At 73.2% G+C, this 26,862-nt stretch carries 33 protein-coding genes; 15 read left to right on the top strand and 18 right to left on the bottom strand.

Annotated elements, in window-relative coordinates:
* Positions 1–43 precede the first annotated feature (43 nt).
* The gene (locus tag Vau01_RS20950; RefSeq protein ID WP_203995456.1) at positions 44–850 is read left to right on the top strand and encodes a class I SAM-dependent methyltransferase; all 807 of its coding nucleotides are present in this window, start codon (positions 44–46) and stop codon (positions 848–850) included.
* Between the two features lie 10 nt (positions 851–860).
* Here the strand turns inward: Vau01_RS20950 and Vau01_RS20945 are convergent, their stop codons facing one another.
* A complete protein-coding gene (locus tag Vau01_RS20945) occupies positions 861–1,850 on the bottom strand; it encodes a pyridoxal-phosphate dependent enzyme (RefSeq protein ID WP_203995454.1) in 990 nt (329 codons plus the stop codon).
* Positions 1,851–1,878: 28 nt separating this feature from the next.
* Here Vau01_RS20945 and Vau01_RS20940 point away from each other — a divergent pair, with 28 nt between their 5' ends.
* On the top strand, positions 1,879–3,126 hold the full coding sequence (locus Vau01_RS20940; RefSeq protein ID WP_239151737.1) for a GNAT family N-acetyltransferase: 1,248 nt from the start codon (positions 1,879–1,881) through the stop codon (positions 3,124–3,126).
* Between the two features lie 4 nt (positions 3,127–3,130).
* On the opposite strand, the gene Vau01_RS20935 is transcribed toward Vau01_RS20940, so the two are convergent.
* Positions 3,131–4,048 carry a GIY-YIG nuclease family protein gene (locus tag Vau01_RS20935; protein ID WP_203995452.1) on the bottom strand — a complete coding sequence of 306 codons (918 nt, stop codon included), beginning with the start codon at positions 4,046–4,048 and terminating at the stop codon, positions 3,131–3,133.
* Between the two features lie 230 nt (positions 4,049–4,278).
* Between Vau01_RS20935 and Vau01_RS20930 the strand changes: the two genes are divergently transcribed.
* From Vau01_RS20930 to Vau01_RS20920, 3 genes are all read left to right on the top strand, one after another.
* Positions 4,279–4,947 carry a peptide chain release factor-like protein gene (locus Vau01_RS20930; protein WP_203995451.1) on the top strand — a complete coding sequence of 223 codons (669 nt, stop codon included), beginning with the start codon at positions 4,279–4,281 and terminating at the stop codon, positions 4,945–4,947.
* A gap of 73 nt (positions 4,948–5,020) precedes the next feature.
* On the top strand, positions 5,021–5,494 hold the full coding sequence (locus tag Vau01_RS20925) for a nitroreductase family deazaflavin-dependent oxidoreductase (protein ID WP_239151736.1): 474 nt from the start codon (positions 5,021–5,023) through the stop codon (positions 5,492–5,494).
* Positions 5,495–5,553: 59 nt separating this feature from the next.
* Positions 5,554–6,090 carry a hypothetical protein gene (locus Vau01_RS20920; RefSeq protein ID WP_203995449.1) on the top strand — a complete coding sequence of 179 codons (537 nt, stop codon included), beginning with the start codon at positions 5,554–5,556 and terminating at the stop codon, positions 6,088–6,090.
* Between the two features lies 1 nt (position 6,091).
* On the opposite strand, the gene Vau01_RS63460 is transcribed toward Vau01_RS20920, so the two are convergent.
* On the bottom strand, positions 6,092–7,252 hold the full coding sequence (locus tag Vau01_RS63460) for a histidine phosphatase family protein (RefSeq protein ID WP_239151734.1): 1,161 nt from the start codon (positions 7,250–7,252) through the stop codon (positions 6,092–6,094).
* 194 nt (positions 7,253–7,446) lie between these two features.
* On the opposite strand from Vau01_RS63460, the gene Vau01_RS20905 reads away from it, so the two are divergent.
* The 3 genes from Vau01_RS20905 to Vau01_RS20895 are packed head-to-tail and all read left to right on the top strand — an operon-like array spanning position 7,447 to position 8,472.
* Complete coding sequence (locus tag Vau01_RS20905; protein WP_203995446.1) at positions 7,447–8,037, top strand: dihydrofolate reductase family protein; 591 nt, start codon at positions 7,447–7,449, stop codon at positions 8,035–8,037.
* 4 nt (positions 8,038–8,041) lie between these two features.
* Positions 8,042–8,236, top strand: coding sequence for a hypothetical protein (locus Vau01_RS20900; RefSeq protein WP_203995444.1), 195 nt, complete (start codon positions 8,042–8,044; stop codon positions 8,234–8,236).
* Positions 8,230–8,472, top strand: coding sequence for a hypothetical protein (locus Vau01_RS20895; protein ID WP_203995442.1), 243 nt, complete (start codon positions 8,230–8,232; stop codon positions 8,470–8,472). Before Vau01_RS20900 ends, Vau01_RS20895 begins: the two co-directional genes overlap by 7 nt.
* 1 nt (position 8,473) lies before the next feature.
* On the opposite strand, the gene Vau01_RS20890 is transcribed toward Vau01_RS20895, so the two are convergent.
* Positions 8,474–8,896, bottom strand: coding sequence for a MarR family winged helix-turn-helix transcriptional regulator (locus Vau01_RS20890; protein ID WP_203995440.1), 423 nt, complete (start codon positions 8,894–8,896; stop codon positions 8,474–8,476).
* Positions 8,897–8,958: 62 nt separating this feature from the next.
* Between Vau01_RS20890 and Vau01_RS20885 the strand changes: the two genes are divergently transcribed.
* Entirely contained in the window at positions 8,959–9,402 is a 444-nt protein-coding gene (locus tag Vau01_RS20885; RefSeq protein WP_203995438.1) for a MarR family winged helix-turn-helix transcriptional regulator, read from the top strand.
* A gap of 1 nt (position 9,403) precedes the next feature.
* On the opposite strand, the gene Vau01_RS20880 is transcribed toward Vau01_RS20885, so the two are convergent.
* On the bottom strand, positions 9,404–10,243 hold the full coding sequence (locus Vau01_RS20880; RefSeq protein ID WP_203995435.1) for a LysR family transcriptional regulator: 840 nt from the start codon (positions 10,241–10,243) through the stop codon (positions 9,404–9,406).
* A gap of 94 nt (positions 10,244–10,337) precedes the next feature.
* Between Vau01_RS20880 and Vau01_RS20875 the strand changes: the two genes are divergently transcribed.
* Positions 10,338–11,063 carry an SDR family oxidoreductase gene (locus Vau01_RS20875; RefSeq protein ID WP_203995433.1) on the top strand — a complete coding sequence of 242 codons (726 nt, stop codon included), beginning with the start codon at positions 10,338–10,340 and terminating at the stop codon, positions 11,061–11,063.
* A gap of 37 nt (positions 11,064–11,100) precedes the next feature.
* A complete protein-coding gene (locus tag Vau01_RS20870) occupies positions 11,101–11,475 on the top strand; it encodes a VOC family protein (protein ID WP_203995431.1) in 375 nt (124 codons plus the stop codon).
* A gap of 20 nt (positions 11,476–11,495) precedes the next feature.
* On the opposite strand, the gene Vau01_RS20865 is transcribed toward Vau01_RS20870, so the two are convergent.
* Positions 11,496–11,873, bottom strand: a complete 378-nt coding sequence (locus Vau01_RS20865) for a nuclear transport factor 2 family protein (protein ID WP_203995429.1) — start codon at positions 11,871–11,873, stop codon at positions 11,496–11,498.
* Between the two features lie 35 nt (positions 11,874–11,908).
* Here Vau01_RS20865 and Vau01_RS20860 point away from each other — a divergent pair, with 35 nt between their 5' ends.
* Positions 11,909–12,670, top strand: a complete 762-nt coding sequence (locus Vau01_RS20860; RefSeq protein WP_203995428.1) for a 3-keto-5-aminohexanoate cleavage protein — start codon at positions 11,909–11,911, stop codon at positions 12,668–12,670.
* Here Vau01_RS20860 and Vau01_RS20855 read toward each other — a convergent pair.
* Together Vau01_RS20855 and Vau01_RS20850 are read right to left on the bottom strand one after the other, a co-directional pair.
* Positions 12,636–13,253, bottom strand: coding sequence for an AAA family ATPase (locus Vau01_RS20855; RefSeq protein WP_203995425.1), 618 nt, complete (start codon positions 13,251–13,253; stop codon positions 12,636–12,638). The two genes, Vau01_RS20860 and Vau01_RS20855, sit on opposite strands and share 35 nt — an antisense overlap.
* A 97-nt stretch (positions 13,254–13,350) precedes the next feature.
* Entirely contained in the window at positions 13,351–14,331 is a 981-nt protein-coding gene (locus Vau01_RS20850) for an NADPH:quinone reductase (protein ID WP_239151733.1), read from the bottom strand.
* Between the two features lie 108 nt (positions 14,332–14,439).
* Between Vau01_RS20850 and Vau01_RS20845 the strand changes: the two genes are divergently transcribed.
* On the top strand, positions 14,440–15,042 hold the full coding sequence (locus Vau01_RS20845; RefSeq protein WP_203995423.1) for a hypothetical protein: 603 nt from the start codon (positions 14,440–14,442) through the stop codon (positions 15,040–15,042).
* Between the two features lie 41 nt (positions 15,043–15,083).
* Here the strand turns inward: Vau01_RS20845 and Vau01_RS20840 are convergent, their stop codons facing one another.
* From Vau01_RS20840 to Vau01_RS20800, 9 genes are all read right to left on the bottom strand, one after another.
* On the bottom strand, positions 15,084–16,466 hold the full coding sequence (locus Vau01_RS20840; RefSeq protein WP_203995421.1) for a right-handed parallel beta-helix repeat-containing protein: 1,383 nt from the start codon (positions 16,464–16,466) through the stop codon (positions 15,084–15,086).
* 28 nt (positions 16,467–16,494) lie between these two features.
* Entirely contained in the window at positions 16,495–18,081 is a 1,587-nt protein-coding gene (locus Vau01_RS20835) for a fused response regulator/phosphatase (RefSeq protein WP_203995419.1), read from the bottom strand.
* Positions 18,078–19,859, bottom strand: coding sequence for an ATP-binding response regulator (locus tag Vau01_RS20830; protein WP_203995417.1), 1,782 nt, complete (start codon positions 19,857–19,859; stop codon positions 18,078–18,080). Before Vau01_RS20830 ends, Vau01_RS20835 begins: the two co-directional genes overlap by 4 nt.
* 10 nt (positions 19,860–19,869) lie before the next feature.
* Positions 19,870–20,940: a SpoIIE family protein phosphatase gene (locus Vau01_RS20825; protein WP_203995410.1), complete on the bottom strand. Its 1,071-nt coding sequence runs from the start codon at positions 20,938–20,940 to the stop codon at positions 19,870–19,872.
* On the bottom strand, positions 20,928–21,320 hold the full coding sequence (locus tag Vau01_RS20820) for an anti-sigma regulatory factor (RefSeq protein WP_203995409.1): 393 nt from the start codon (positions 21,318–21,320) through the stop codon (positions 20,928–20,930). The genes Vau01_RS20825 and Vau01_RS20820 overlap by 13 nt, the downstream gene beginning before the upstream one ends.
* Positions 21,317–21,748 carry an STAS domain-containing protein gene (locus Vau01_RS20815; protein WP_203995408.1) on the bottom strand — a complete coding sequence of 144 codons (432 nt, stop codon included), beginning with the start codon at positions 21,746–21,748 and terminating at the stop codon, positions 21,317–21,319. The genes Vau01_RS20820 and Vau01_RS20815 overlap by 4 nt, the downstream gene beginning before the upstream one ends.
* Complete coding sequence (locus Vau01_RS20810; protein WP_203995407.1) at positions 21,748–22,602, bottom strand: STAS domain-containing protein; 855 nt, start codon at positions 22,600–22,602, stop codon at positions 21,748–21,750. Before Vau01_RS20810 ends, Vau01_RS20815 begins: the two co-directional genes overlap by 1 nt.
* Before the next feature lie 100 nt (positions 22,603–22,702).
* Positions 22,703–23,539 (bottom strand): hypothetical protein, encoded by an 837-nt coding sequence (locus tag Vau01_RS20805; RefSeq protein WP_203995406.1) that lies wholly within the window; start codon positions 23,537–23,539, stop codon positions 22,703–22,705.
* Complete coding sequence (locus Vau01_RS20800) at positions 23,529–24,029, bottom strand: RNA polymerase sigma factor (protein ID WP_203995404.1); 501 nt, start codon at positions 24,027–24,029, stop codon at positions 23,529–23,531. Before Vau01_RS20800 ends, Vau01_RS20805 begins: the two co-directional genes overlap by 11 nt.
* A gap of 173 nt (positions 24,030–24,202) precedes the next feature.
* On the opposite strand from Vau01_RS20800, the gene Vau01_RS20795 reads away from it, so the two are divergent.
* Positions 24,203–24,931 (top strand): glycosyltransferase family 2 protein, encoded by a 729-nt coding sequence (locus Vau01_RS20795; protein ID WP_203995402.1) that lies wholly within the window; start codon positions 24,203–24,205, stop codon positions 24,929–24,931.
* Between the two features lie 250 nt (positions 24,932–25,181).
* Here the strand turns inward: Vau01_RS20795 and Vau01_RS20790 are convergent, their stop codons facing one another.
* Positions 25,182–25,850, bottom strand: a complete 669-nt coding sequence (locus Vau01_RS20790; RefSeq protein ID WP_275423951.1) for an HAD family hydrolase — start codon at positions 25,848–25,850, stop codon at positions 25,182–25,184.
* 145 nt (positions 25,851–25,995) lie between these two features.
* Between Vau01_RS20790 and Vau01_RS20785 the strand changes: the two genes are divergently transcribed.
* Complete coding sequence (locus Vau01_RS20785) at positions 25,996–26,787, top strand: SAM-dependent methyltransferase (protein WP_203995400.1); 792 nt, start codon at positions 25,996–25,998, stop codon at positions 26,785–26,787.
* The last annotated feature ends 75 nt before the right edge of the window (positions 26,788–26,862 follow it).

Raw genomic sequence — 26,862 nt, 5'->3', positions numbered from 1 at the left:
AAGAGACTATGTCGTAGACGCAAGGAGGCGCTAGCGTCGTGGCATGGCACACCACCATCACCACCCGGGATCCGGCCAGATGGCCGAGATGCTCGACCTCGACGCCGACGTCCTCGACGACCACCACCGCGAGCTCATCGCCTGGGCCGCGTCGCTGGTGCCGGACCACCCGCGCATCATCGACCTCGGCGCGGGCAGCGGCACCGGCGCGCTCGCCCTCGCCCGTCACCTGCCCGACGCCGAGGTGACCGCCGTCGACCTCGACGAGGACCTGCTGGCCCACCTGCGCCACCGCGCCACCGAGGCCGGCGTCGCCGACCGCGTCCGCACCGTCCGCGCGGACCTCGACGGGGCCTGGCCCGACCTCGGCCCGGCCGACCTCGTGTGGGCCTCGGCGTCGATGCACCACATGGCCGACGTCGACCGCACGCTCGCCCAGGTGCGCGACACGCTCCGCCCCGGCGGCGCCTTCATGATCACCGAGCTGGACTCGTTCCCGCGCTTCCTCACCGACCCCGCCGGCGTCGCCCTGGAGGACCGCTGCCACGCCGAACTCGACCGCCTGCGCCGCGAGGCCGGCATGCACATGGGTCTGGACTGGGGCGCCCGCCTCACGTCCGCCGGATTCACGCTCGACGGCGAGCGCCGCTTCGACCTCGAACTGCGCCCGCCGCTGCCCGCGAAGGCCCGCCGCTACGCCCAGGTGACCATGCAGCGCATGCGCCACCGCCTGGAGGACACCCTGAGCGCCGACGACCTGGCCGCCCTCGACACCCTGGCCGCGACCGCGAACGACCGCGACGACCTGGTCGTCCGCGCCACCCGCATGGTCTGGGTCGGCCGCCGCTGACGGTCGGCGCTCAGGCCGGGTTGGCCGCGCTTCCCTCGGTGACGAGGAGCACGACCGTGCCGGCGGGTTCGATGGCGTCCAGCGCGGCCAGCGGGGCGGCGCCGCACGGGCCGGCGTCGACGCCGTTCGCGGCCAGCCGGCGGGCGGCGTCGGCCACCTCGGTGTCGTCGACGGCGACGCACCCGTCGAGGCCGGGCCGGATGTGGGGCCACGCGAGCGAGGAGATGGTGCCGCAGTTGAGTCCGGCCATGATGGTCGTCCCGGTCGGGATCGTCGTGGGACGGCCGGCGGCGACGCTCGCCAGCACGCACGCCGCCGTCGCCGGTTCGACGCTGACCACGGCGGTACCGGGCGCCGCGTCCGCACGCCGGTAGTGGGTGAGCGCCGCCTGCAGCAACGATCCCACCCCGGCCGGGACCACGACGAGGTCGGGCCGCCCCTGCAACTGGTCGTCGATCTCGGCGAACAGTGTCGTGTATCCGTCGACGATCCAGCCCGGGATCTCCTCGTAGCCGTCCCAGGCCATGTCCTGCACGAGAATCCCGTCGGTGACCCGGGACGCGGCCCGCACCGCCGCGTCGTAGTCACCGGCGACGTGCGTCACGGTTGCGCCCTCGTCCCGGATCGCCTGGACGGCGGCGGGATGCACGCCGTCCGGAACGAAGATGGACGCGCGGTGGCCGAACCCCCGCGCGAACCGCGCGACGGCGCGGCCGTGGTTGCCGTCGGTCGCGGTGACGATCGTGACCGGGCCGGTGGGTGCGCGCTCCCGCAGCGTCCGGTGCACGGCCCACGACGCGCCGAGCGCCTTGAACGCCGGCAACCCGAGCCGGTTCGACTCGTCCTTGGCGAACAGGCGCGTTCCGTTGGGCCCGGGCAGCGGAACGAACGGTGTCGGCGCGTACCCGGGCAGCGACCGGTGGAAGTCCAGCACCCCGGCCGGCGCCGGCCGGCAGGTCCAGCCGGCGTCACGGTCAGGGTTCGAAATCCACCGGGCCATGCCCGGACAGTAACGCTACGATCCGGCGGTGACCGCGTCGCCGTCCCCCCACACCAGACCAGCGATGGACATCCGGCCCACCACCGACGAGGAGTTCGACGTCTTCGTCGACACCGTCCACGCCGCGTTCGGGCGGTTCCCGGAGACGCCGAACGCCCGGGAAGGCGTCTGGTGGGCGGCGCTCGAGATGGACCGCAACCTGTTCGCCGTGACGGCGGACGGCCGTCCCGTCGGCACCGCCGGCGCGTACTCGTTCGAGCTCACGCTGCCCGGCCGGGTCGTCGTACCCGCAGCCGGAATCACCGTCGTCGGTGTCCTGCCGTCGCACCGGCGCCAGGGTGTGCTCAACGCGATGATGCGGCGTCAGCTCGCCGACCTCCGGGAGCGCGGGGAGTTCCTGTCCGTGCTGCTGGCCTCCGAGGCGCTGATCTACCGCCGGTTCGGCTACGGTCCGGCGACCTACACCACCCGGCTGACGGTGACGCGGCACCGGGCCGCCCTCGCCGTTCCCCGGGCGACCGGACCGGCCGACAGCGGCACCGTCGAGGTGCTGCGGCGGTCCGAGTGCGACAAGCTTCTGGAAGACGTCTACGACCGGTACCGGCGGGCGCAACCCGGTGCGCTGTCGCGGCCGCACCGTTGGTGGGCCAAGGGAGCCGGGCGGCCGCCGGTCGCGCCGGCGCCGCGCTACCTCGCCGTCCACCGGGACGCCGACGGCGTTCCGGACGGGTACGCCTGCTACTCGATCGAGGATCCCGACACCCTGGTCGTCGACGAGATCATCGCCTTCGACGACGCCGTCGACACGGCGCTGACCCGGTTCGTGCTCGGGCACGACCTGGTCTCCCAGGTGTCGTTCAAGCACGTCGCGCCCGATCACCCGCTGCGTTGGCAGCTCGCGGACTTCCGTGGCGCGCAGGTGACCGACGACACCGATTGGCTCTGGGTGCGGCTGCTGGACGTCCCGCGTGCGCTGACCGCCCGCGGCTGGTTCGCCGACGGCGACCTCGTTCTGGACGTCGAGGACCCGTTCCTCGGCGAGCGGGCCCGCTACCTGCTGACCGTCCGCGACGGCCGGGCCGACTGCGTCCCGACGGACCGGCGGCCCGACCTGTCGCTGGACGTGAGCGACCTGGCCTCGGTGTACCTCGGCGGCACCGCACCGAGCCTGCTGGTGCGGGCCGGGCACATCCAGGCCCACCACCCGGACGCCGCCGCCCGCGCCGATGCGCTCTTCCGCGCCGAACGCGCCCCGCACTGCCTCGCCTGGTTCTAATCAATTAGCCGCCGGCCAGCGTACGGCCGAGATCGGCGTTGCGGCGGGCGAACTCCGCCAGCGCCGGTGGGGTGCGGTCGAGGTACGGCCGGGCGGCGCGCGGGCCGCACACGCGTTGGGTCCAGTCGCACAGGCGGCCGGCGTGGAAGCGGAAGCCGACCAGCAGGCCGTCGTGCCAGCCGTAGGCCTCGGCGTCGGGTCGCGCCGTGAGGTGGGTGACCTTCTGCTCGGCCACGATCCAGTCGACGGCCTCGAGCTCCGCCTGGATGCGGGCGGCGTGCTCGAACGCCAGGTTGGTCGCGGCCCGGTCGCGTTGGCGCACAAGGAGATCGCGGACCGTCAGCACCGCGTCGGGTCGGCGGCACAGGACCGCGGTGACCGTCGCCAGGAAGCGTTCGCGGTCGGCGACCGCCACACCGCGGACCCGGGCCAGGTCCCGGGCGCTGCCGGCGAGCCGGTCGTCGGTGGCCCACAACGGAAGCACCCGGTCGAGCGCCGAGACCGCGAGCCGCGTGCGGTTCCCACCCAGATACGGGCCGAACGTTCCCGCCGTCTCGGTGACGGGCCAGTGCACCGTCACCAACCGCGGCACGCCGGACCGGTGCTCCAGGCGGATGCACATCGCCTCCTCGGCACCGCCGGCGACCCGGTTCCAGCGCGGCCTCGACCGCTCGAGGAGATTGCGTTCCAGCCACGCCGCCTCGTGCACGGAGTCGCAGACGAGCGCCTCGACCCGCACGATCTGCGGCACCATCCGCTCCAGGTGACGGCGGTCGCCCAGGTCGGCCCAGTAGGAGCCGACGCGGTGGCGCAGCGCGGTCGCGCGTCCGATGTAGAGCGCGCGCCCACGCGCGTCTCGGAAGCGGTACACGCCGGGTGCGGCCGGAAGCCGCCCGACGGCCGCGCGCACCGCGGACCCCATGGCGCGAAATTCTAGTCGCCGCGCGTGCTTTCTTCGGGCACCATGGTTGCCATGTGCGCGCCCGTGGCCCCGTTGCTGGCTGGCGCGCACCTGCCCGGCCGTCGCTGAGGTCGCGAGCCGGCGTTCCCGATCCCGCGTGGGCAGCCTGCCGCTCGCGGTGCGCACAGTCGCCGTCTCGCTTCCGCATTTCCGTGCGCCCTTCCGCATCCCGCCGAAAGGGCTCCATCAGCATGTCCAGCACCAGACACGTCGTCGAGATCAGGCCGGGTGAGGGTGGCGACGACGCACTCGACTTCGCCACGGAACTGGCCGGCGCGGTCGCCGCGCACGCGCGTCGCAACGGTTGCGCCGCGTCCGTCCATAATGGACGGACGATCACGGTGACGATCAGCGGCCGGCCCCTGCGTATCCAGAATCTCAGTGGTACGCACCGGATCCAGCGCGTGCCCCGCAACGACCGGGCCGGCCGTCGGCACACGTCCACTGCGACGCTCGCCGTTCTCGACGCGACCGAGGCCGCGCCGGCGGACCCGTCCTGGGACGACATCGACGTCGACGTCTTCAGCGGGTCCGGGCCGGGCGGCCAGCACCGCAACAAGTCCGAGCAGTGCGCCCGGCTGACCCACCGGCCCACCGGCCTCGTCGTGGTGGCCACGGCGTCGCGCAGCCAGCGGCAGAACATCCAGGCGGCGTTCGCGGAACTGCGGCGGCGGCTCACGGTCGCCGCCGAGGCGGCCGCCGGCGCGGACCGGAACCGGGCGCGCCGCGACCAGATCGTCACCGGTGAGCGGCCGATGAAGCAGTGGACGTGGAACGACCAGCGGTCGGAGGTCGTCGACCACTCCACCGGCAACCGGTACCCGATGGCGGCGTTCCGGCGCGGAAGGTTCGCGCTCTGATCGGTCAGGAATCGAGAAGTGCCGGAAGCGGTGCCGGACATAGCGTTCGGGACAACGAACACGGAGGTGCGAGATGACCCAGAACCAGCAGGCCGACAAGCGCAGGCCCGGCACGCCCGGCGCTTTCTCGCGGTGGTTCCAGCAGAAGGCGAACGGCCGCATGATCCGCAAGGTCCGCCAGGGCAAGGGGACCATGATGGGCATGAACGTCCTGATCCTGAACACCACCGGACGCCGTAGCGGGAAGCCGCGGGAGACCCCGGTCGCCTGGTTCGCCGACGGCTCCGACGGGTCCGACGCCTGGCTGGTGGTGGCGTCCGGCGGCGGCAGCCAGCACCCCGACTGGCACGCCAACCTGATGGCGCACCCCGACAAGGCGTCCATCGAACTCGCCGGCCGCGAGCCCCTGCCGGTGACGCCGCACCGCCTCGCCGGCGCCGACCGCGACCGCGCCTGGCGCGACATCACGGCCGCCAACCCGCGGATGGCGAAGTACCAGAGCAAGTCCGACCGCGAGTACCCGGTCATCCGCCTCACCCCGCGGTGACGCGGTCGGGGCCCACGGCCGTTCGCGGCCGTGGGCCGGGCGTGCGCTAGCGTGCGCCGATGGACTGGACCGCGTTCGAGACGGCATGGCACGACACCGGCTGCCGCACCGTGGCCGACCTGGCCGCGGCGCACCCGGACGAGCGGCTGTACGCGGCGGCGTTCCACCTCTTCTACAACGACGGCGCGCAGATCCTGCCGCCGGCGCTGGCCGCCAACACCGAGGGGGGCGCGGCGGGCGACCGCTTCGCTCCGCCCGAGTGGCGATGGGACGTCCTCGACGCCGCGAGCGAGGCCATGCGTCCCTGGTATCTCCGCCTCACCGACGAGTTCCTGACGGGCGCCGACGACGACGAGGCCCTGGATTCCCTCGACGCGGCCCACGACGCGGCCATGGCACGGGTCTGCCTCGAATTGACCGCGACCGCCCGCCGGGGCGGCATCCACGCGGCGCTGCCGCCCGGCTTCGTCGTCGTCATCCTCGAGGGCCAACGCGGCGACGAGGAGGCCGACCTGATCCGCGCCAGCGTCGCCCCGGACGTGCTGGCGACCGTCCCGGGGTTGGCCGGTTACCTGCGGGAACTCGGGGACGCCTGACTCAGGCGTTGGCGTCGCAGGTGCCGGGCGGGAGGACGGGCTTGCCGGCCTGGCCCAGCGACTGCCGCTGGTCGGTGAACGACGCCAGTTCGAGGAACTTCGTGCCGATCACGACGTCGACGATGTCGTCCTGCCGGTTGATGTCGAACTTCATCGACGCGTTGTTGAGGAAGTAGGCCCGCACCACCCAGGCGGAACCGACCACCTTCGGACCGTAGCGGAGTTCGGCGACGGCGTTCAGCGCCGGCGGCGGCGCCGTCTCCTCCTTGACGACCGTGAACGAGTTGCTCCGGAAGCCGTCGCCCACCTGGGCGGCGACGCCCGGCGAGCCGGTCGCGTTGAGGACGTTGAGCTTGATGGCCGCCATGTTGTCGGGCATCTTCAGGTTCGCCGGCACGTCGCCGTCGCCGCAGTTGGCGACCGCGTGCGCGTCGTCCTGCTTGTCGCGGACGAGAGCGACGGTGATGACGACGACCGCAGCGAGGAACAGCACCCCCACGATGATGAGTGCCCGTAGCCGCGCGATACCCATGTCGTCATACCTCCAGAGTCCGGTGTCAATGGTCGAGGATATCGGTCGGGCCCAGGGTCCTGCTCTATGCGGCCAGGTGGCCGGTGTCGTTGTAGGCGACGAGCACCGGCGGCCGGTCGGTCTCCCACCGCACGACGTGATGCCGCAGTTGTCATGGTTCAGCCCGATCCAACGCCATTCCGGCGCGTCGAGCACGTGCCGCACGAACCACCCGATCACGAAGTTGTGGGTGATCAACAGCTCGTGCCGGTCCTCCGCGCCGATCACCCCGAAGTGCCCGACGGCGGCCCGCAGCGCCGCGGCGTCCTCGTCCCGCTCGTCGGCCGGGACACCGTCGAGCCAGGGGTGCCACCGCGGCGGGTAGTCGTCGCGCCGGCCGGCCGACGGCACGGGGGTCCGGTCGGCGACGTGGTCGCAGGCGTGGCGGGGCACCCGCGCGAGCCGGTCGGCGACGATCTCGGCGGTCTCGACCGCGCGGGGGAGCGGGCTGTGGTGGATGTTCGCGAACGGCACCGAGTTCAGGCGCCGGCCGAGGCGGTCGGCCTGTTCGCGGCCGAGCGGCGAGAGCCCCTGTTCCGGCCCGCGGGCCTGCTCTCCGTGGCGGACCAGGTACAACTGGGTGCGGGCCATCTCAGTCCTCCGGTCGGCGAATCGGCGAGCCAACCCGAGGTACCGCCGGTGGGCGTACTCGCGGCGCGGCAGGCAGGTGACGTTCTCCGGCCGGGCCGACGTCAGAGCTTACGGCACCTCGATTCCGCACCCGGGTCCGATCAGGGGCGCCGGCTCCGACGTTCCGGATGAATCGGGTACGAGGAGGGAGCGACATGGCCAGGGTGATCGCGAGTGCGACGGTGTCGTTGGACGGCTTCATCGCCGACGACCACGATCGGGTGGGGCCGCTGTTCGACTGGTACGGCAACGGCGACGTGCCGTTCAACGGTGGCGATCCGGACCGGGTCTTCCACGTGTCGGCCGCCAGCGCCGCCTACCTCGCGGAGACGTGGTCGCGGATCGGGGTGGCGGTGATCGGCCGGCGGTTGTTCGACCTCACGAACGGCTGGAACGGCCGTCCGGCCGTGGGTGACGCGGTGTTCGTGGTGACGCACGAGCCGCCGAGCGGGTGGCCGTTCCCGGAGGCACCGTTCACGTTCGTCACCGACGGGTTGGCGAGCGCCATCGCCAAGGCGAAGGCCGCCGCCGGTGACAGGGACGTATCGCTCACCGGTGGGGATCTGCTCGGGCAGGCGCTGGCCGCGGGGCTGGTCGACGAGGTCCAGGTGGATCTGGTGCCGGTAGTTTTCGGGACGGGCGTGCGCTTCTTCGGCGCGTTCGGCGGGCCACCGGCGCTGCTCGGCGATCCGCGGATCGTGGCGGGCGACCGGGTGACGCACCTGCGGTTCGAGGTGCGTAAATAGTCCAGTGTGGACGCACGACGCGACGGTCCGGAGCGCGTACTGGATCGGCGGTGGTCAGTGGGCCGGCAAGACCACGGTCGCCGGACTGCTCGCCGTTCGGCACGGCCTGGTCCACTACCACTGCGACTACCACGACGCCCGCGGCCACGAGGACCGGCGCATCGCGGCCCGGGCCCGGCGCGGCGAACCACCGTGCTGACGCCGACGGAGGAGTGGCGCCGGCATCAGGCCGCGGCGCTGCCCCGGGCGGTGGCGTTCGGCGCCGACTTCCCGGACCCGGACCGGGTGCGGCGGCACCGGTTGGAGCGCGACCGCCTGCTCGCCGCCGACGCGGTGGACCGCGCGACGGCGCTGGGCATCCGCGTGATCGAGGTGGACGGCGCCCGCGCGGCCGAGGCGATCGCGGACGAGGTGGCGGCGCACTGGTCCCTGTGACCTACCGGGGACTCAGGTTGTCGATCATCGTCTGCAGCGTGGCGACGGTGCGTTCGTACTCGCCGTCGGGGAGGCCGGCGACGGTCGCCGTGCGGATCGTCCCCACCTCGGCGGCGAGGTCCGCGAGCGTCGCGCGGCCGGCGGCGGTCAGGGCGTAGGTGTCGCCGGATCCGGTGACGATGCCGGCCGCCACCAGCGGGTCGAAGTGCGGTCGGGCGGTCTCGCCGGCGGACCGGTCGAGGAACGCCGCCACCGCCGCGGTCAGCGTGTCGAGCGTGGCCGGCCCGCCCGCGAGCGCGTTGAGCAGTTGCCACTGGCGGCGGGTGACGCCGCGTCCCACGAGGGTGCGGTCGAACCGCTCGTCGATCAGGCGGTCGAGCGTGCGCAGCAGATGCCCGATCGGCCGGCCGGTAGTTGTACTCATACAACCGTTGTAGGCGTCTCCGGATAAGGTTGTCAAGTTACAACTGCTGTAGGGTCGCACCCGTGGAGGAGCCGGACGCGACGATCGAGCGGGCGCTCGTCCGCATGAGACGCGACCAACAGGCGGGTCACCTGCAACGCCGGGCCGCCACGGCAAGGAACGCGGACGCGGCCCGGTTCCGCTACCTCGACGCCCTCGACGACGCCACCGACGGCCTTCCCATCTCCCAGATCGCCGCCGCCATCGGCGTCGACCGGCCCCGGGCCAGCCGCCTCACCACCGAGCTCGTCGCCGACGGCCTGGTCGAGCGTCGCGGCGACCCGGCCGACTCCCGCGTCACCCGCATCCGCCTGACCCCGACCGGCCGGGCCATGGTGGACGGCGTCCACGCCACCCGCCGCGACGCCGTCACCGAGGCGCTGCGCACGGCCCGGTTCACCGAAGCGGAGGCCGGGATGCTCGCCGAACTCCTCGACCGCTTCGTGGCGGCGTGGCCCCGGGCGTGATTCAGAGCCGACTGGCTGTCCGCACCAGCGTCGCCAGCGCCCGGGACCGGCTGTGCGGCGGCCACGCGATCATCGTCGTCACGGTCGGGGCGTCGGTGACGGGCACCGTCGCGATGCGGTCGTGCACGTGCGATCGCACCGACTCGGGCAGCACCGCCAGCGTGCGACCGAGCGCGATCAGCTGGAGCAACTGGGTGTTGTCCCGGACCTCCGGGCCGGGTCCGTCCGGATAGGTTCCGTCGCGGCGGGGCCACCGGGGCATCGGCAGGTCGGGGACGTCGCGGAGGTCCGCCATCCGGAGGCTGTCCCGCGTGGTGAGCGGGTGTCCGGCGGGCAGCAGGGCCAGTTGGCCCTCGGTGGTCAGCAGCTCGGTGTCGAACCCGGACATCGAGTCGTACGGGTGGTGCAGCAGCGCCACGTCGGCGCGCCCGTCGCGGAGCAGGCGCTCCTGTTCGCCGATCCCGCACAACTGCACGTCGACGGCCACCGCGCCGGGTTCGGCGGCGTACGCGTCGAGGAGTTTGGCCAGCAGCTCGCTGGAGGCGCCGGCCTTCGTGACGAGCACCAGGCCGGCACCGCCGGTGGCGGCGCGGCGGGTGCGGCGGTCGGCGGCGTCGACCGCGTCGAGGGCGGCCCGGCCCTCCCGCAGCAGCACCTGCCCGGCCTCGGTCAGCGCGACGGCCCGGCTCGTGCGTTCGAGCAGCGTGACACCGAGCCGCCGTTCGAGCTGCGCGATGGCGCGCGACAGGGGCGGCTGGGCGATGCCGAGGCGCTGCGCAGCGCGTCCGAAATGAAGTTCTTGCGCAACGGCGACGAAGTATCGCAACTCCCGCGTCTCCACGATGCCACCGTACTCCGGGACCGATACCCGTAGGGTATCGCCGCCCACCCAGACGGTGTTGGAGTCGTCACCGGCCCGGCGCCACGATCGTCGCATGACCGAACAGACGATCGCGCTGGTGACCGGCGCGAACAAGGGCATCGGGTACGAGATCGCGGCGGGGCTCGGCGCGCTCGGGTGGAGCGTGGGCGTCGGCGCCCGCGACACGGAGCGTCGCGAAGCCGCCGTCGGAAAGTTGCGGGCCGCGGGCCTCGACGCCTTCGGCGTCGCCCTCGATGTGACGGACGAGAGCAGCGTCGCCGCGGCGGCGAAACTGTTCGAGGACCGCTTCGGACGGCTCGACGTGCTGGTGAACAACGCCGGGGTGACCGGTGGCATGCCGCAGGACCCGACCGCCGGCAACCTGGACGCGGTCCGCACGGCGGTGGAGACCAACGTGTACGGCCCCATCCGCGTCACCAACGCGATGCTGCCGTTGCTGCGCCGCTCGGCGTCCCCCCGGATCGTGAACATGTCCAGCGGCGTGGGTTCCCTGACCCGGCAGACGGACCCCGCCGCCGAGAACGGCCCGATCTCGCTCGCGTACTCGCCGTCGAAGACGTACCTGAACGCGGTGACCGTGCAGTACGCCAGGGAACTGGCCGGCACGAACGTCCTCATCAACGCCGGCTGCCCCGGCTACTGCGCCACCGACCTCAACGGGCACCGCGGCTACCGCACGGCGGAACAGGGCGCCGCGATCGGGATCCGGCTGGCGACGCTGCCCGACGACGGCCCGACCGGCGGCTTCTTCGACGACGCCGGTGTCGTTCCCTGGTAAGGCGTTTTTGTCGGACCCCGGGTCTAGCGTGCGGGTCATGCTCTCGGTGATCCTCGCGTGCGACGACCCGTACAAGGCGGCCGATCTCTTCGTCGAACGGCTGGGGTGGCGGCTGGTGTTCGCCACCCCGGCCGACTCCGACGACCGGTTGGCCTGCGTCGGACTGGGCGACGCCCGGGTCATGCTCGGCACCGCGGGCGAGGAGTTCCTCCCGACCGAGGCCCGCCCGTTCCGGGGCGCGGGGGTCGAGGTGTACGTCCAGTTGACGGCCTCCCTCCCGATCGAGGAGGTGCATCGGCGGCATGCGGAGGCGGGAGTGGTCACGCGGGCGCTGGCGACCCGGGAATGGGGCGAGCGGGCCTTCCAGTTCGAGGCCGAGGGTTACCGGTTCATGGTCGCCCAGGATCCGTGACGACGCGTAGCCTCGGCGCGTCAGTCTGCCGCGGCCGTGTACGGCTTGCCGGGCCAGTAGGCCCACTCCTCGAAGTCCTCGACCCGCCCGTCGTCGGCGAACCGCAGGACCCACAGGTCGCGGTAGTCCTGCGGCTCCGGTTCCCCGTACCGCACCTCCAGCCGCACCACGGCGTTCCGGCCCTCGACGGCGACCGGCTCGGCGGTCATCGTGAACGGCTGGCCGTCGTCCGCCAGCCAGAACGCGCGGATGGCGGCGTGGCCGACCTCGGACTTCTCGTACGGTGACCGCCGGTACCGGGCGTCCTCGGTGAACAGCCGGGCGACCCCGTCCACGTCGCCGTCGCGCCACACCCGTTCGTAGCGGGCGACCCAGGCCATCACGTCGTCGCTATCCATGCGGGTCACTGTCGCACACGCGTTACGGTGGCGTGGTGTGGATCAAGGCGTGTCTCAACGGCGGCCAGACGCGCGCGGAGCATCCGGCGGTGCCGGTCACGCCCGACGAGGTGGCCGCCGCGGCGGCGGCCTCGGTGGGCGCGGGCGCCGTCGCGGTCCATCTGCACCAGCGTGATGCGGCCGGCCGTCAGTCACTGCGTGCGGTCGACGTGGGTGCGGTGGTCGCCGCGGTGCGGCGCGCCTGTCCGGGGCTGCCGGTCGGGGTGACGACGGGGCTGTGGATCAGCGCGGGCGACGTGGGGCGGCGGCTGGCCGAGGTGACGCGGTGGGCCGACCTGCCGGTGGGGGAGCGGCCCGACTTCGCGTCGGTGAACGTCGGCGAGCCCGGCTTCGCCGATCTCGTCGCGGCCCTGCGCGCGGCCGGGATCGGGGTGGAGCCCGGCGTGTGGTCGATCGCCGACGCCCTTGCCCTTGCCCTTGCTCTTGCGGGCGCGGGCGCAGGCCCGTGGGTGCGGGTGCTGGTGGAGGTCCCGGACGGTCCGGTCGGGACGGCTACCGCCGACGCCGACGCCATCCTCGCCCGCCTCGACGACCTCGCCGTGCCCGGCCCGCGCCTGCTGCACGGCGACGGGGCGCGCTGCTGGCCGCTGGTGGCACACGCCGGTCGGCTCGGGCTGGCCACCCGGATCGGGCTGGAGGACGTCCTCGTCGGACCGGACGGGGAGCCCGTCGCCGACAACGCCGACCTCGTCCGCCGGGCGGTCACCGTGTGGGGCGCGGCCAGGCGCCCGGTTTGACGTCTTCCTCGGCCCGGCGGCACAACGCGATCAGCGCGTCCCGGTACGTATGGTCGGCACCCGGCGACTCGTCGTGGACCCGGGCGCCGTTCTCCCACCACTGCAGCAGCCCGCGACCCAGCTCCTGACCGGCCCGCGTGTGCACGCACAACGCGTAGTCCGGCACGCTGACCCGGAGCCGGCCGGCGTCCACCATGACCCGCACGTAGTCGGCGTGTTCGGAACTGGTGCGGTCCTTCGGCGCGGTGGCCAGATAGCGGACCGCGTGCACGACCTGCATCCAGTCGGTTCCGCCGCTCGCGTCGTAGTCGGCCTGCAGTTCCCGCAGCAGAACCGGCGCCAGCGGCGCACCCATGCCGACATCCTCGACCGCGATCACCCGCAGCCGCCGCCACAGGTGCGCCGCCACCGCCGGCGACGTGGTGTGCATCTCGTACGCCGCGAGCACCGCGTTGTCGACGTGGCTGCGCCGGATCTCCTTCTGCAGCACCGAAACCAGCTGATCCACCGGCACGCCGCGCGGGCTGCGCAGCCGCGTGTACGGATCCTGCGTGTGCGGGGGCGGCCCCATCGAGACCATCATCGGACTCCCTCTCATCGGACGGTCGGGCGCGTCCGATTCCGGAAGGGGCCTCGCTGCCGACCAGCCTGCCACAGCGGGGGAGTGCCGTCGAGCGATCTCAGTCCGGGACGGCGAGGAGGATCCGTTCGCGGGAGCCGGCGTCGACCAGGTCGTGGGCGTCGGCGGCCCGCTCCAGCGGCAGGGGCTCGGCGATCGGGAGCGACAGGGCGCCGGCGGCGGCCGCCGTGGTCAGGTCCTCGGCGGCCTGCCGGGTCGCGGCGGGCGGGAAGTCGTCGCTGCCGAGCAGGCGGACGGTGACGTTGTCGAACAGCATCGGCCAGAACGGGAAGTCGGGGCGGTCGTGCCGGGTGGCGTAGGCGGCGATGACCGCGCCGTTGCGCACGACGGCGGCGTCGAGGTCGGCGTTGTCGGAGAAGGAGACCTCGATGACGCGGTCGACGCCGTCGGGGGCGTGGTCGCGGATGGCGGCGGCCGGGTCGGCGGCGTCGAGGGGGACGACGGGTGCGCCGGTCCGGCGGGTGGCCTCGGCCACGTCGGCGTGGCGGCGGACCGTGGCGATGACCGTCGCGCCGCCCCAGGTGGCCAGTTGGGCGGCCAGCGTGCCCACGCCGCCGAGCACACCGTGGACGAGGACCGTCCGGCCGGTGACCGGGCCGTCGGCGAACACCGCCCGGTGCGCGGTGATGCCGGGGATGCCCAGGGCCGCGCCCACGTCGTCACCGATCGTGGCCGGCAGGGCGACGGCCCGGCCGTCCGGGACGACCGTGAGTTGCGCGGCGGTTCCGGACGGTCGGTACGACTGTGCGCCGAACACCCAGACGCGCCGGCCGACGCGGGCCGGGTCGACACCGGCGCCGACGGCGTCGATGACCCCGGCGCCGTCGCTGTGCGGGACGACGCGGGGGAACGGCAGGCCGAGGCCGAACCGGTCGGCGCGCTTCTTGGTGTCGCCGGGGTTGATGCCCGAGCGGGTCAGGCGGACCCGCACCTCGCCCGGACCGGCCACCGGGTCGGGCAGGTCGCCGACCCGGAGCACCTCGGCGGCCGGACCCGGCCGGTCGTACCAGACAGCGCGCATGATCTGCCCAACCCGCCGGTGCGGGGCGGGCATTCCCGCCCGGTCAGGCGAGCCGGGCGCGACCCAGAACACATGCAGAGCCGTTACGGAACCTAGGTACCACTACTCATGAGCCGCGCGCTGGCGGCCGCCACGATGGGCGGCATGCGCAGGATATTGATTGTTGTCATGGCCGCGATCGTGGGCGCGGTCGCGGTGGGTGCGCCGGCGGCGGCCCGGCCGCGGGGGATTCCGGACCGGGTGATGCTGCAGCCGGGGGACCTCGGCGGCGCGGTGCCGGGTCCGGTGGAGGACGGCCTGGTGTGGCCGTTGCTGCCGCAGCCGTGCGCCGACGCGCCGGTGCCGCAGCCGGTGGTGAGCCGGACGCAGGCGGCGGACTACGACACCCGGTCTCGCGTGTACGAGAACGTGGCCCGGTACCGGGGTGACGGCGCCCGCGCGTACGTCACGGAACTGAAGGCGCAACTGGCCCGGTGCGGGGTCGGCGGCGGCGACAACGGGTTCGACCCGGTCGCCGAGGACCATCTCGGGCCGGACACGGTGCTGTTCACCGGCAACTACGACCTGGGTGACCGCTACGTCGGCTACGTCGTCGCCGCGGTCGGCCGGTACGTCGTGGTGGTCATGATGTCGGACTCCCGGACGGGAGCGGCGGACCTGACGGCGCTGAACGGATTAGCGTCGGCCGCGATGGCACGAGCACGGTCATAACCTCGGTGGAGGCCGGCCGCGGGGCCGGCCTCCACCCGATCTCAGGCCCGGGTGACGCGTACCAGCACCGGATCGCCGCGGAACACCCCACCCATCAGGACCGTCGGGCCGAGCGGTCCGACGACCCGCGTGTCGACCAGCACCGGCGCCTCGGCCGGCGCGTCCGCGAACCCGCGCACCACGATCGCCGGATCGCTGGAGGCGGCGCCGGTGTAGGTGAGTTCGGATCCGGTCACGATCAGGCGGGCGAGGCGTTCGGCGCGGACCAGCGGGCCGGCGGACGCCTGGATCACCCGGACGCCCGACAGCAGCGCGTCGGTCGGGTCGGCGCCGTTCTGGCCGCTGATCTGGATCGCGCTGCCGGGGCCCGAGCCGGCGCCGCGTTCCAGCACGCAGTCCAGGACGCGGAAGTTGACGATCCGCTTGCGGGCGAGCACGGCGGGCGCGGCGCTGCCGTCGAGGCCGCGCAGGTGCAGCCGGGACAGGGTGACGTTGACGGCGTCCAGGATCGACACCGTCCCGTCCTCGACGATCGAGTCGGTGAGCGTCACCGTGTCGGCGACCGCGCACCCGTCGCCGCCGATGGCGACGGTCAGGCCCTGCGTGGCGGCCCGGCGCAGCACCAGGTCGCGCATCAGCACGTTCTTCACGATCGGCTGGCAGTTGAACCCGGCACCGCCGGTCGGCTCGAAGTCGATCGCCTGGTCGCCGACGCGCACCGACTCGCTGCGCTCCACCACCAGGCCGTCGACGCCGCGCTGCACGCCGACGAACGAGCGGTCGCAGTCCTCGCCGACGGTGTCCCGGATCGTGGTGTCGCGGACCCACTCGGTGGGCGTGCCGAGCAGCCGGACGCAGTCGCCGCCGGTGCTGCCGCCCAGCGGGGGCAGCCGGAACCGCACGTGCTCGATGACGACGCCGGTGGTCGGCCCGGTCAGCTGCACGAGATGGGTCTGCTCGCCGGTGCCGACGCGCTGCGACCCGTCGAACGCCAGCCCGCTGACGACCACCCCGCTCGCGCCGCCGGCGATGTCGAGCAGCCGCCAGTCCGACGGGACCGTGGCGCCGGGGAGCGTGCCGGAGCCGAGCATCGCGAGCACCGTTCCGCCCGGGCCCTCGCCGGCGCCGCGCAGGGCCAGCGTGCCGGTGACGCGCAGGCTGGGGATCGAGGCGGCGCCCGGTGTCGGCTTGCGGGTGGCGTGGAACGTCCCGGCGGCGAGGTCAAGGCACCGCGGGCCATTCTGGGCCGCGTCGATCGCGGCCTGCAGCGCGACCCGGTCGTCGAGGCCGTCGTTCGGGACGGCGCCGAAGTCGGCCGCCTTCGTGCAGCCGAGGTGCGGCGGGGCGGCGCCGGACTCGCCGACCACGGCGATCGACAGGGTCGCGCCGAGAGCCAGTACCAGCAGGGATCGTCTGACCGTCATGAGGCCATGGTTCGCCGGCCCGTTGCGGTTACGTTGCAGCGAGCCGGTGGATCGCGACGATCGCGATGTCGTCCTCGATGGGTCCGGTGACGAACGTGTCGAGCAGCCGGTCGCACAGCGACTCGAGGTCGGGGTCGCTGTGCTCGATCGTCCGGCGGAGCTGCTCCAGGCTCGTCGACAGGCTCTTGTGGCGGCGTTCGATCAGGCCGTCGGTCACCATCACCAGCGTGGCGCCCGGCGGCAGGTCGAAGGCGGTGCCGGCACCCCGGTCGACGCCGATCCCGAGCAGCGGCGTCCCGCCGGCGACGAGGGCGGCACGCCCGTCCGGGGTCCGCAGCACCGGCGGCAGGTGGCCGGCGTTGGCCATGTACCCCGCGCCGGTGCGCGGGTCGATCCGCAGCAGGCACAGCGTGGCGGTCTCGTCCGGGAGCAGCCGCAGCATCATCGTGTTCAGGCGGCCGATCACCGCGTCGGGCGGATGGCCCTCGGCCACGTAGGCCCGCAGCACGTGCCGCAGCTCCGCCATCACGGTGGCCGCGTGCAGCGAGTGTCCCGCCACGTCACCCAGCGCGGCGATCAGCATGTTGTCGAGGTTCAGCAGCTCGTAGAAGTCGCCGCCGATCTCGGCGTGGGCGCTCGCCGGCACGTACCGCACGGCCAGCGTGATGCCGTCGACCGTGGGCGTGCGGCGCGGCAGCAGGCTGCGTTGCAGGGTCAGCGCGATGCGGCGCTCCTCGTCGTAGGAGCGCATCGCGTCGATGGCCAGTGCCACCGCCTGGCCGAGCTGCGTCAGGACGTTGGCGTCGTCGGCGGTCAGGCGGTCGGAGGGGACGACGATGTGCGCGGGCGGCCGTCCGGCCCGCGACCGGGCCGCGTTGACCCACAGCGGCGTCCCGCCGGCGAACGGCCAGTTCTCGGCCGAGTCGACGTACAGCGTCGAGGCGTCGGTGGGTTCCAGCAACGAGCCGTGTGCTCGGTCCCGGACGCCCGGTGCCGCGTCCGGCCCGTCGCACCAGGCCAGCAGCTGCTGGCCGTCCGGCGTCACCGCCGCGACCGCCGCCGGCCGCTGGAACATCTCCGCGGTGCCGGTCACGGCGGCCAGCAGCAGCGACCGGAACGTGGTGGCCCGGTTGACCCGCAGCGTCGTGTCGGCCAGCCGGGCGAGCCGGCCGGCCAGGTGCTCGGCCCGCTGCCGGGCGCGGAAGTAGCGCAGCAGCGCCTGGACGGTCGCCGTCAGCTCGCCCGGGTCGATCGGCTCGGCCAGGTAGGCGTCGGCGCCGCGGGTGAGGCCCTGCGTCCGGTCGGCGACGTCGACGGCCGTCGCCGAGATGTGGATGACCGGCAGCGACGCGGTCGCGGGCGTCCCCTTGATGCGTTCGCAGACCTCGAACCCGCCGATGTCGGGCAGCCGCACGTCCAGGACGACCAGGTCCACGTCCGGATCCTTCAACCGGTGCAACGCCGCGCCGCCGGTGGCCGCCTCGACGATGCGGTGCCCGGCCCGTCGCAGCCAGCTGGAGATGACGTACCGCTTCGTCGGGTTGTCGTCGACCACCATGATCGTCGCGGGGCCGTCGGCGGCCTCGGTGGCGTCGAGCGGAACGGCGATCGTCATCGCCGGACCACCGCGTGCAGCGCGTCCACCAACTGCCGGTCGTCCAGGGTGGCCTTGTCGAGGACGCCGGCCGCGTGCGCGGTCGCCGCCCGGGCCACGTCGTCGAGCTCGGCGGCGGTCAGGACCAGCACCGGGATCGGACGGGCGGCGGTGTCGGCGGCGAGCACGCCGAGCAGTTCCAGCCCGCCCATGCCCGGCATGCGCAGGTCGAGCACGATGGCGTCGGGCCGGCCGGCGGCGATCGCGTCGAGGGCGGCGCGCCCGTCGGCCGCCTCGTCGACGGAGAGGCCGTCGGCCTCGAGGATCTGCCGCAGCCGGTGCCGGAACGCCCCGTCGTCGTCGACGACGAGCACCCGCGCCAGCCCGTCCGCGCGGTCCGGGATCCTTTCGGTGGTCGGGCGCCCACCGCCGGTTCCGGCCGCCGGGCCGGTGATATCGGACGGGGTGCGCGGCACCCGCAGCGTGAACGTGCTCCCGTGCCCGGGTTCGCTGTCCAGCGTCAGGTCGATGCCCAGCAGCCCGCACAGCCGCCGGGCGTACGGCAGGCCGAGCCCGGTGCCCGGGGTGGCCGCCCGTTGGGCGTCGCGGACCTGGAAGAACTCCTCGAAGACGCGTTCCTGGTCGGCGTCGGCGATGCCGATTCCGGTGTCGGTGACGGTGAGGACGGCGCGGCGCGCGTCGGCGTCGTACCGGGCGGTGAGCGTCACCTCGCCGCGGTCGGTGAACTTGAGGCCGTTCGTGAGCAGGTTGCGCAGGATCTGGACGAGCATCCCCTCGTCGGTGACCAGCGGCGGCACCCCGGCCGGGTCGTCGACGGTCAGCTCGACCGACGGCCGGGCCAGCGGCCGCAGCGTCCCCCGCAGCTGGCCGAACACGGCCGCGAGGTCGACCGGCGCCCACCCGGGTTCGAGCCGGTTCGACTCGGCCTTGGCCAGGTCGAGCAGCTGGTTGACCAGCGTCAGCAGGTCACCCGCCGACGTCTGGATGAGCGTCAGCTGGTACGTCTGCTCGCCGGTGAGCGGTTCGGACTGCGGGTCGAGCACCAGTCGCGTCATGCCGAGGATCGCCGTCACCGGCGCGCGCAGCTCGTGGCTGACGTTGCGCAGGAACCGGCTCTTCGCGTCGCTGGCCTCGCGTAGCTGCGCCGACCGCTCGTCGAGCTCGGCGTAGAGCGCGACGACACCGCGGTTGGTCTGCTCCATCTCGTCGGAGAGCTGGGTGTACAGGGCCATCACGCCCTGGTTGGTCTCCTCCAGTTCGGCGTTGAGCCGCAGCAGCTCGTCGCTGTGCCGCTGCGCCTCCTCCAGCGCGGCGATCAGCTGGGCGTTCTGGACGCCGAGCTCGTCGAGGACGTTCGTCGGCACGGTCCGGGCGAGGTCGGCCCGGATCCGCTCGACCGTGTCCGGGCCGGGGTCGACGCCGAACGGCAGCCGGCGGGCCAGCCGGATGGTCACGGCGGCGACGCCCTCGGTCAGGTCAGCGGTGTCGAGGAGCCGCGCGGCAGCCCGGACGCCGTCGGCCAGCCCCGACGTGGGACCGGACGGCACGGCGCCGGCCGCCTGCAGCACCGCCTCCACCCGCCCGTCGTGGACGGCGAACGTGACGACCGCCGACCGCGCCGACCCGAGCAGGTGCCGGCACACCTCGCTCAACGCGGTGGCGAACCGCACCTGGTCGGGCTGTTCGAACCCGAGCGCCTCGGCGACCTCGCGGCCGCGCTGCCGCACGACGAAGACGTCCCGCTCGCCGCGGGCGGTGAACCGCAGCACCTCGGTCATGGCTGTGCCGTCATGTCGGTTCCGCGGCCGGTGCGGCGACGATCACGCCCGCGTCGTCGCGGCGGGTGCCGGCGTCGCGGAGCAGGGTGGCGGCGACGGTGATCGCGCGGTGGTCGAGCAGGCCGGGGTAGTCGTCGACCCGCCACCGGTCGACCAGCCCGTCGGAGTGCAGCACCACGGCGGCGTCCGCGGCCAGGTCGTAGGAGAACTCGCGTACGGTCCGCCGCTGGTGCCCGACGATCCCGGGCAGCGACACCAGCTGGCGCCGTTCCCCCGGCCGGACGACGTGGGCGGCGATGTTGCCCAGCCCGGCGAACCGGACGGTGCCCGCGGCCCGGTCGAGCGCCGCCACCCCGATCGCGGCGCCGCGGGTGTGACTCATCCGCCGGTGCAGGTGGTCGACGACCGCGGCCGGTGACGCGTCGGGCGCGCCGTGGAACGCCGCGACCGCCGCCGCGGAGGCGGCCGCCGCCAGCGGTCCGTGCCCGAGGCCGTCGCTGAGCAGCAGCAGCGGGCCGGCGGCCGTGTGCCGGACGGCGTACGCGTCCCCGGCGATCTTCTCCCCGGTCATCGGCCGCACGATCCCGTCCACGTTCCCGGCCACATCGTCCCCGGACCCCGCCGCGGCCCGCGGCCAGAACTCGGCGGCGATGACCGTGCCCCGGCCCGGCAGCGAGTAGCCGTCGCTACGGGTGGCGAGGCGGCGCACCGCGCCGAGCCCGATCCCCAGCGTGCCGGACGTCGAGTGCCCGTCGCGTCCGCTGGCCGCGAGGTCGGCCATGCCGGGCCCGGAGTCGACGGCGACCAGCAGCACGCCGCCGGCACCGCCGCGGCGCAGGTACCGCACCAGGAGGCGGCCGTCGACGGCGTGCCTGGCCAGGTTGGTGGCCAGTTCCGTCGCCGCGATCGACAGTTCGCCGAGCCGCGACTCCGGGAAGCCCAGCCGGCGTCCGGCGTCGGCCGCCGCCCGGCGGGCCGTCCCGGCCGCGGCGGCCTCGTCGATCCGGAACCAGCCGACGTCCTCGGGAATGCCCGCGGCGGTGGCGGCGTCCTCGGGGGAGGGGCCGGTCAGCGGGCCCATTTGGTCACCGAGATCCGGGTCCCCTCGCCCACCGCGGAGACGATGTCGAACTCGTCGACCAGCCGGCGGGCGCCGGACAGGCCGAGCCCCATCCCGTTGCCGCTGGTGTAGCCGTCGGTGAGCGCGAGATCGAGGTCGGCGATGCCGGGACCGGTGTCGGTGAACACCACCCGCACGCCCTTGCGGCGGTCGGTGGCGACCGGCTCGATGTCGGCCTGCCCGCCGCCGCCGTAGATCAGCGTGTTGCGGGCGAGTTCACTGGCCGCGGTGACCAGCTTGGTCTGGTCGACGAGGGAGAGTTTCGCCGCCACGGCGGCGGCGCGCACGGCCTGCCGCACCCGTACGACGTCGTCGTCCCGGGTGATCGGCAGACCTGTCATGAGGTAAAGGCCGCTGTGTCGGTGCCGGAGTGGGCGTCGTCGTCGATCCCGTCGGTGAGCGACGCGGCCCGGGCCGGCGCGTTGCGGCCGAGCAGTTCCAGGCCCCGCTCGACGTTCAGGGCGGTGCGCACGCCGGTGAGCGACAGCCCCAGCTCCACCAGCGTGATCGCGACGGCTGGGCGCATGCCCACGACGACCGTCTCCGCGTCGAGGACCCGCGACACCGACGCGATCGTCGACAGCATCCGCCCGATGAACGAGTCGACGATGTCCAGCGCCGTGATGTCGATGATCACGCCGTGCGCGTGGGTGTCGACGATGCGTTCGGTGAGGTCGTCCTGGAGCGCCAGCGCGGTGTGGTCGTCCATGTCGACCTGGATCGACACCAGCAGGATCTCGCCGATCTTGAGAATCGGGATCCGGTCCATCAGATCGCCCGCCGCGCGCGGACCACGTCGGCGCCGCTGGCCCGCAGCGTGTGCAGGAGCGCGTCGGCCAGGCTGGACTTGGTGACGATGTCGCCGAACTCGATGCCCAGCGACACCACGGTCTGGGCGATCTGCGGGCGGATGCCCGAGATGATGCACTCGGCGCCCATCAGCCGGGCCGCCATCACGGTCTTCAGCAGGTGCTGCGCCACCTGGGTGTCGACCGCCGAGACGCCGGTGATGTCGATGATCGCGTACGCCGAGCCGGTGTCGACCAGCGTCTGCAGCAGGCTCTCCATCACCACCTGCGACCGGGCCGAGTCGAGCGTGCCGACCAGCGGCACCGCCAGCACGCCGTCCCACAGCTTGATGACCGGCGTGGACAGCTCCATCAGCTGGTGGTTCTGCTCGACGATGAGCTCCTCGCGCGTCTGCGCGTACGTCTCGAACGTGAACAGCGCGAGCTCGTCGACGAACCGGGCGAACGCGATGAAGTCGGTCAACGCGGTCGGGTCGGTCTGGTCGACGCTGTCGAGGACGGCGTCCTTCAGCGCGAAGACGGTGAACGCCGTCTCGCTCGGGGTGAAGCCGCGCCGGGCCTGCGACGACGACAGGTCCGCCAGCGCGGACCGCACCTCGGCGGCGTCGTCGGAGCTCAGGTCGGAGGCGCCGGCGGCGCGCAGCGTGGTCGTCAACGCCGCGTAGATCTCCGTGACCTGGGCGGCGAGCTCGGCCTCCGTCGACCGGCCGCGGACCCCGTGCAGGGCCAGCGTGGTCCACCGCTTGATGAGGGGATCCCGCTGTTCGTGCAGGATCTGCGCGAATCGCGCGCTGGTACCGGGGTTCAGAACCACCAACGACCTCCCGAAGCACACCGGCCACTGGAGCGACCGGCCGGAACTGTACCAGTCCGTAGGTGGTGGCCCGGAGTCGATCAGTTGCACCACGGCAAGATCACGATCGGAGCCGCTGGGCAGCCTTCTCGACCAGCACGCGGGCGCCGGCGTCGTCGACCACGCCGTAGAGGTCGAGCTCGGCGACCAGGTCACCGACGCGCACGAACGCGAGGTAACGGGTGCGCTGGTCGGTCCGGTCGGCCGGCGGGAGGCGGAACAGGCGGGACTGGTCGCCGCCGATGTCGCGGGCCAGTTCCCGGTCGCCGTCCTTCTTCCGGCAGGTGTGGAACGCGTCGACGTTGGCGAACACCTTCGTGGCCCCGTCCGCCGTGAACCGGACCACCCGATGGGACGCGTAGGGCCCGCCCGACCCCATGTTGGCGGCGTTCGGCGCCTCCGGCGCGTAGTTGAACCCCCGGCCGGTCTGCGCGAGCGGGAGCGACGAGTAGTCGTCCTGGCTGAAGCCGGTGCACATCAGGATCACCGGCCAGTTCAGGGACGTGGCGCCGTAGTCGGCGCGGTGGGTGAACCCCGGAAGGTCGCTCACGTCGAGGAACAGGGAGTCCGGGAACGCGGTCGCGTCCGGGGTCGGGGGAGACCTCCGATTCTTGCCGGCACTCTCGGACGGTTGCGGCCCGGACACCGACACGGACGCCGTCGGGGTCGCGGAGGCGGCGGGCGCTCCGCGTCCGTCTCCGATGGGACCGGTGGCCAGCGCGCCGGCCGCCGACACCGCGCCCACGACGGCGATCCCGGTCAGCGCGATCCGGCGGTGCGTGCGCCGCCGGCCCCGGCGACGCACGGTGGACGCGGGCACGAACGGCGGCTCCGGGCCGCGGTCACGCAGCGCGGCGAATGCTGCGTCAATCCCATCGGAATCGAGGTCATCGAACATGGACGTCCTCCGGATTTTCGGTGCCGAGCGCGGCGGCGAGCGCGCGCCGGCCACGGACGAGACGGGCCTTGACGGTGCCCTCGGGGGTGCCCGTCTCCCGGGCGACCTCGGCGACGCTGAGGTCCACGAGGTGGTGCAGCACGATCGCGGTCCGCACCGGCGCCGCGAGCGCGGCCAGCGCGGTGACGAGCGCGACCAGGTCCGGGTCGGGGCCGGGCAGCTGGTCGCGGATCGCGGAGCGGCGATGCGCGGTGAGCGCGTTGCGGGCCCGCCGCCAGCGGCTGATCGCGATCCGGCGGGCGACCGTGCGGACCCAGCCCTCCGCGTCGTCGTACCCGGAGACCCGGTCCCAGTGCTGCCACGCCCGGGCATAGGCGTCCTGGGTGATGTCCTGCGCCTCGCCGATGTCACCGGTCAGCGCGTACATCATCGTGAACAGGCGTCGTCGGGTGTCGCGGTAGAAGGTGTCGAACTCCCCGGTGTCGGCCACGGCGCTCCCCGTCGTCTGCCATCAACTGTCGTCAACGGTCACGCCCGCGGGGCGCCGCCGGTTGCCGGTCGATCAGGTGAATTCGTCGCCGGTCGATCCGTGGGGACACCTCCGTCGACGGGGCGCCCGGTATCGTGGGCCGGCCGTAGGGGTCCGTGTGGGAGGCCGGTGTTTTGAAGCTGTCGATTCTCGTTCCGGTCTACAACGAGGCGGCGCGGCTGCACACCGTGCTGAAACAGGCCCTCGACGTCGAGTATCCGTGCGAGGTGGAGATCGTCGTCGTCGACGACGGGAGCACCGACGGCACCGCCGACGTCCTGCGCGGCTTCGAGCACCCGGCGGTCCGCCCGGTCACCCACCCGAAGAACCGCGGCAAGGGCGCGGCGATCCGCACCGCCGTCGCCGAGGCCACCGGCGACAGCATGGTCATCCTCGACGCCGACCTGGAGTACGACCCGAACGACATCCCGCGCCTGGTCGAGCCGGTGCTCGCCGGCCGCGCGTCGGTGGTCTACGGCAACCGCACGTTCGGCAGCCACTCGGCGTACTCGTTCTGGTACGTGATGGGCAACAAGGGCGTCACGCTCGCGGCCAACATGCTGTTCAACTGCTACCTGTCCGACCTGGAGACCGGCTTCAAGCTGCTGCCGGTGGAGCTGTACCGGGCGCTCGACGTCCGCTCGAAGGGCTTCGGCATGGAGGCCGAGCTCACCGGGAAGCTGCTGCGCTGCGGCGTGCGGCCGTACGAGGTGCCGATCACGTACGCCGCCCGGTCGCGGGCGGAGGGTAAGAAGATCACCTGGCGCGACGGCGTGCAGGCATTGTGGATCCTCACCCGCGAACGCGTCCGGCGGCGGCCCACCGGCATTGCGACGTCGGTTCAGGCTGACCGGAACCGGTGAATCTACCGATCCGGCGAGACGTTCACCGCGGCCTACTCGGTCGACGGCGGCGCGTTCAGCACGCTGGAGTCGGCCCGGACCGCCACCGGCGCGGCCTCGTTCGCCCTGCCGGCGTCGGTCGCGGGGGCGCGCTGCGGTTGCGGTTCTCGGTGGACGCCAGCAGCGTCCTGGAGACGCTGACCGTCGACAATGTGCTCGTCGAGGCGGGTGACGGCGAGGAGCCGCCGCCCTTCTGCGCCCTCGGGGTGGTTCAGTACAAGAACTGGTGACCCCGGGCAGCGGCGACCAGGTCCCGCAGGCCGTCGACGCTGAGGTCGGCCAGGCTGTCGACCAGGTGGACGTTCTCCAGATGGTCGAGGCCGACCTCGCACGGCACGCCGATCACCACGCATCCGGCCGCGAGCGCGCTGGTGATGCCGTTGGGGGAGTCCTCGACCGCCACGCACCGGCGCGGGTCGGCGCGCAGCAGCTCGGCCGCGGTGCGGTACGGCGCCGGGTGGGGCTTGGTCTCGTCGAGGTCGTCGCCGGCGACGACGGCGTCGAAGTTGTGCGGGCCGAGCGTGATCAGCGCGACCTCGACCAGGTGCCGGCGGGTCGCGGTGACCAGGGCCGTGGGGATCCCGGCCGAGCGGACCGCGGCCAGCAGTTCCGGGGCGCCGGGACGCCAGAGCAGCCCGTCGGCGAACAGTGCCGACACCCGTTCCTCCAGGTAGCGCACGCTCTCGGCCTCGTCGGCGTCGACGCCGAGGTCGTCGTGGAGGATGCGCATCGACTGGCTCATGCTGGTGCCGACCATGTCGCGCCGGGCCGTGTCGGACAGCCGGCCACCGAGGTGGTCGGCCAACTGGTCGAGCCCGACCGACCACACCTTCTCGCTGTCGACCAGCGTGCCGTCCATGTCGAAGAGAATCCCGTCCACGCCGCAACGCTAACGAAAAGATCGCGTCCGGTGCCCGGATCCGTGACCGGACTAACTCGGTGGGCGAGCCGTCGATGTGGCCCAGCGTTCCGGCACGGTGACCGTCTATGCTGGCGTCGATCAATGTCGACGCGGAGGACGCCCCGTGCCCAACGAGCAGCAGCAGCACGTGCCCACGCTGGATACCTCCGTTCCGCACACCGCGCGGATCTGGAACTACATCCTGGGTGGCAAGGACAACTTCGAGGTCGACCGCGAGGTCGGCGAGCAGGTCCTCGCCGCGCAGCCCGAGCTCGCCGCGAACGCCCGCCACGGCCGGGCCTTCCTGCAACGGGTCGTCCGCTACCTGGCCGGTGAGGCCGGGGTGCGCCAGTTCCTCGACATCGGCACCGGCCTGCCGACGGCGAACAACACCCACGAGGTGGCGCAGTCGGTGGCACCGGAGAGCCGCATCGTCTACGTCGACAACGACCCGCTCGTCCTCGCGCACGCCCGCGCGTTGCTGACCAGCACGCCCGAGGGCGCGACGGACTACCTCGACGCCGACCTGTTCGACACCGACCTGGTGCTGCGGGGAGCGGCCCGCACGCTCGACTTCTCCCAGCCGGTCGCGGTGCTGTTCATGGGCGTCCTCGGCCACGTCGAGGCCGACGCCGACGCGCAGGCCGTCGTGCGCGCCCTCCTCGCTGCGACGGCGTCGGGCAGCTACTTCTCGATGTGCGACAGCACCGACGGCACGCCGGAGGTCGTCGAGGCGGCCCGGGTCTGGAACGAGTCCGCCGCGCTGCCGTACTACCTGCGCAGCGAGGAGCGGCTCGCGCGGTTCTTCGACGGCCTGGAGTACGTCGACCCCGGTCTCGTGTCGGTCACCCGGTGGCGACCGGACACCGAGACGTCCGGGATCGACCAGTTCGGAGCGGTGGGGCGCAAGCCCTGACACCGCCGTTCCGTCGCGCGCATCGGGGGCCGCGGCGCATCACGTCATCTTGAGCTGTCGGCGTTCGGAGGCACC

Source organism: Virgisporangium aurantiacum, from assembly GCF_016863635.1.
Lineage (GTDB): Bacteria > Actinomycetota > Actinomycetes > Mycobacteriales > Micromonosporaceae > Virgisporangium > Virgisporangium aurantiacum.
The sequence above is the reverse complement of the archived record's forward strand: the minus strand, read 5'-3'. Positions and strand labels throughout refer to the sequence as shown.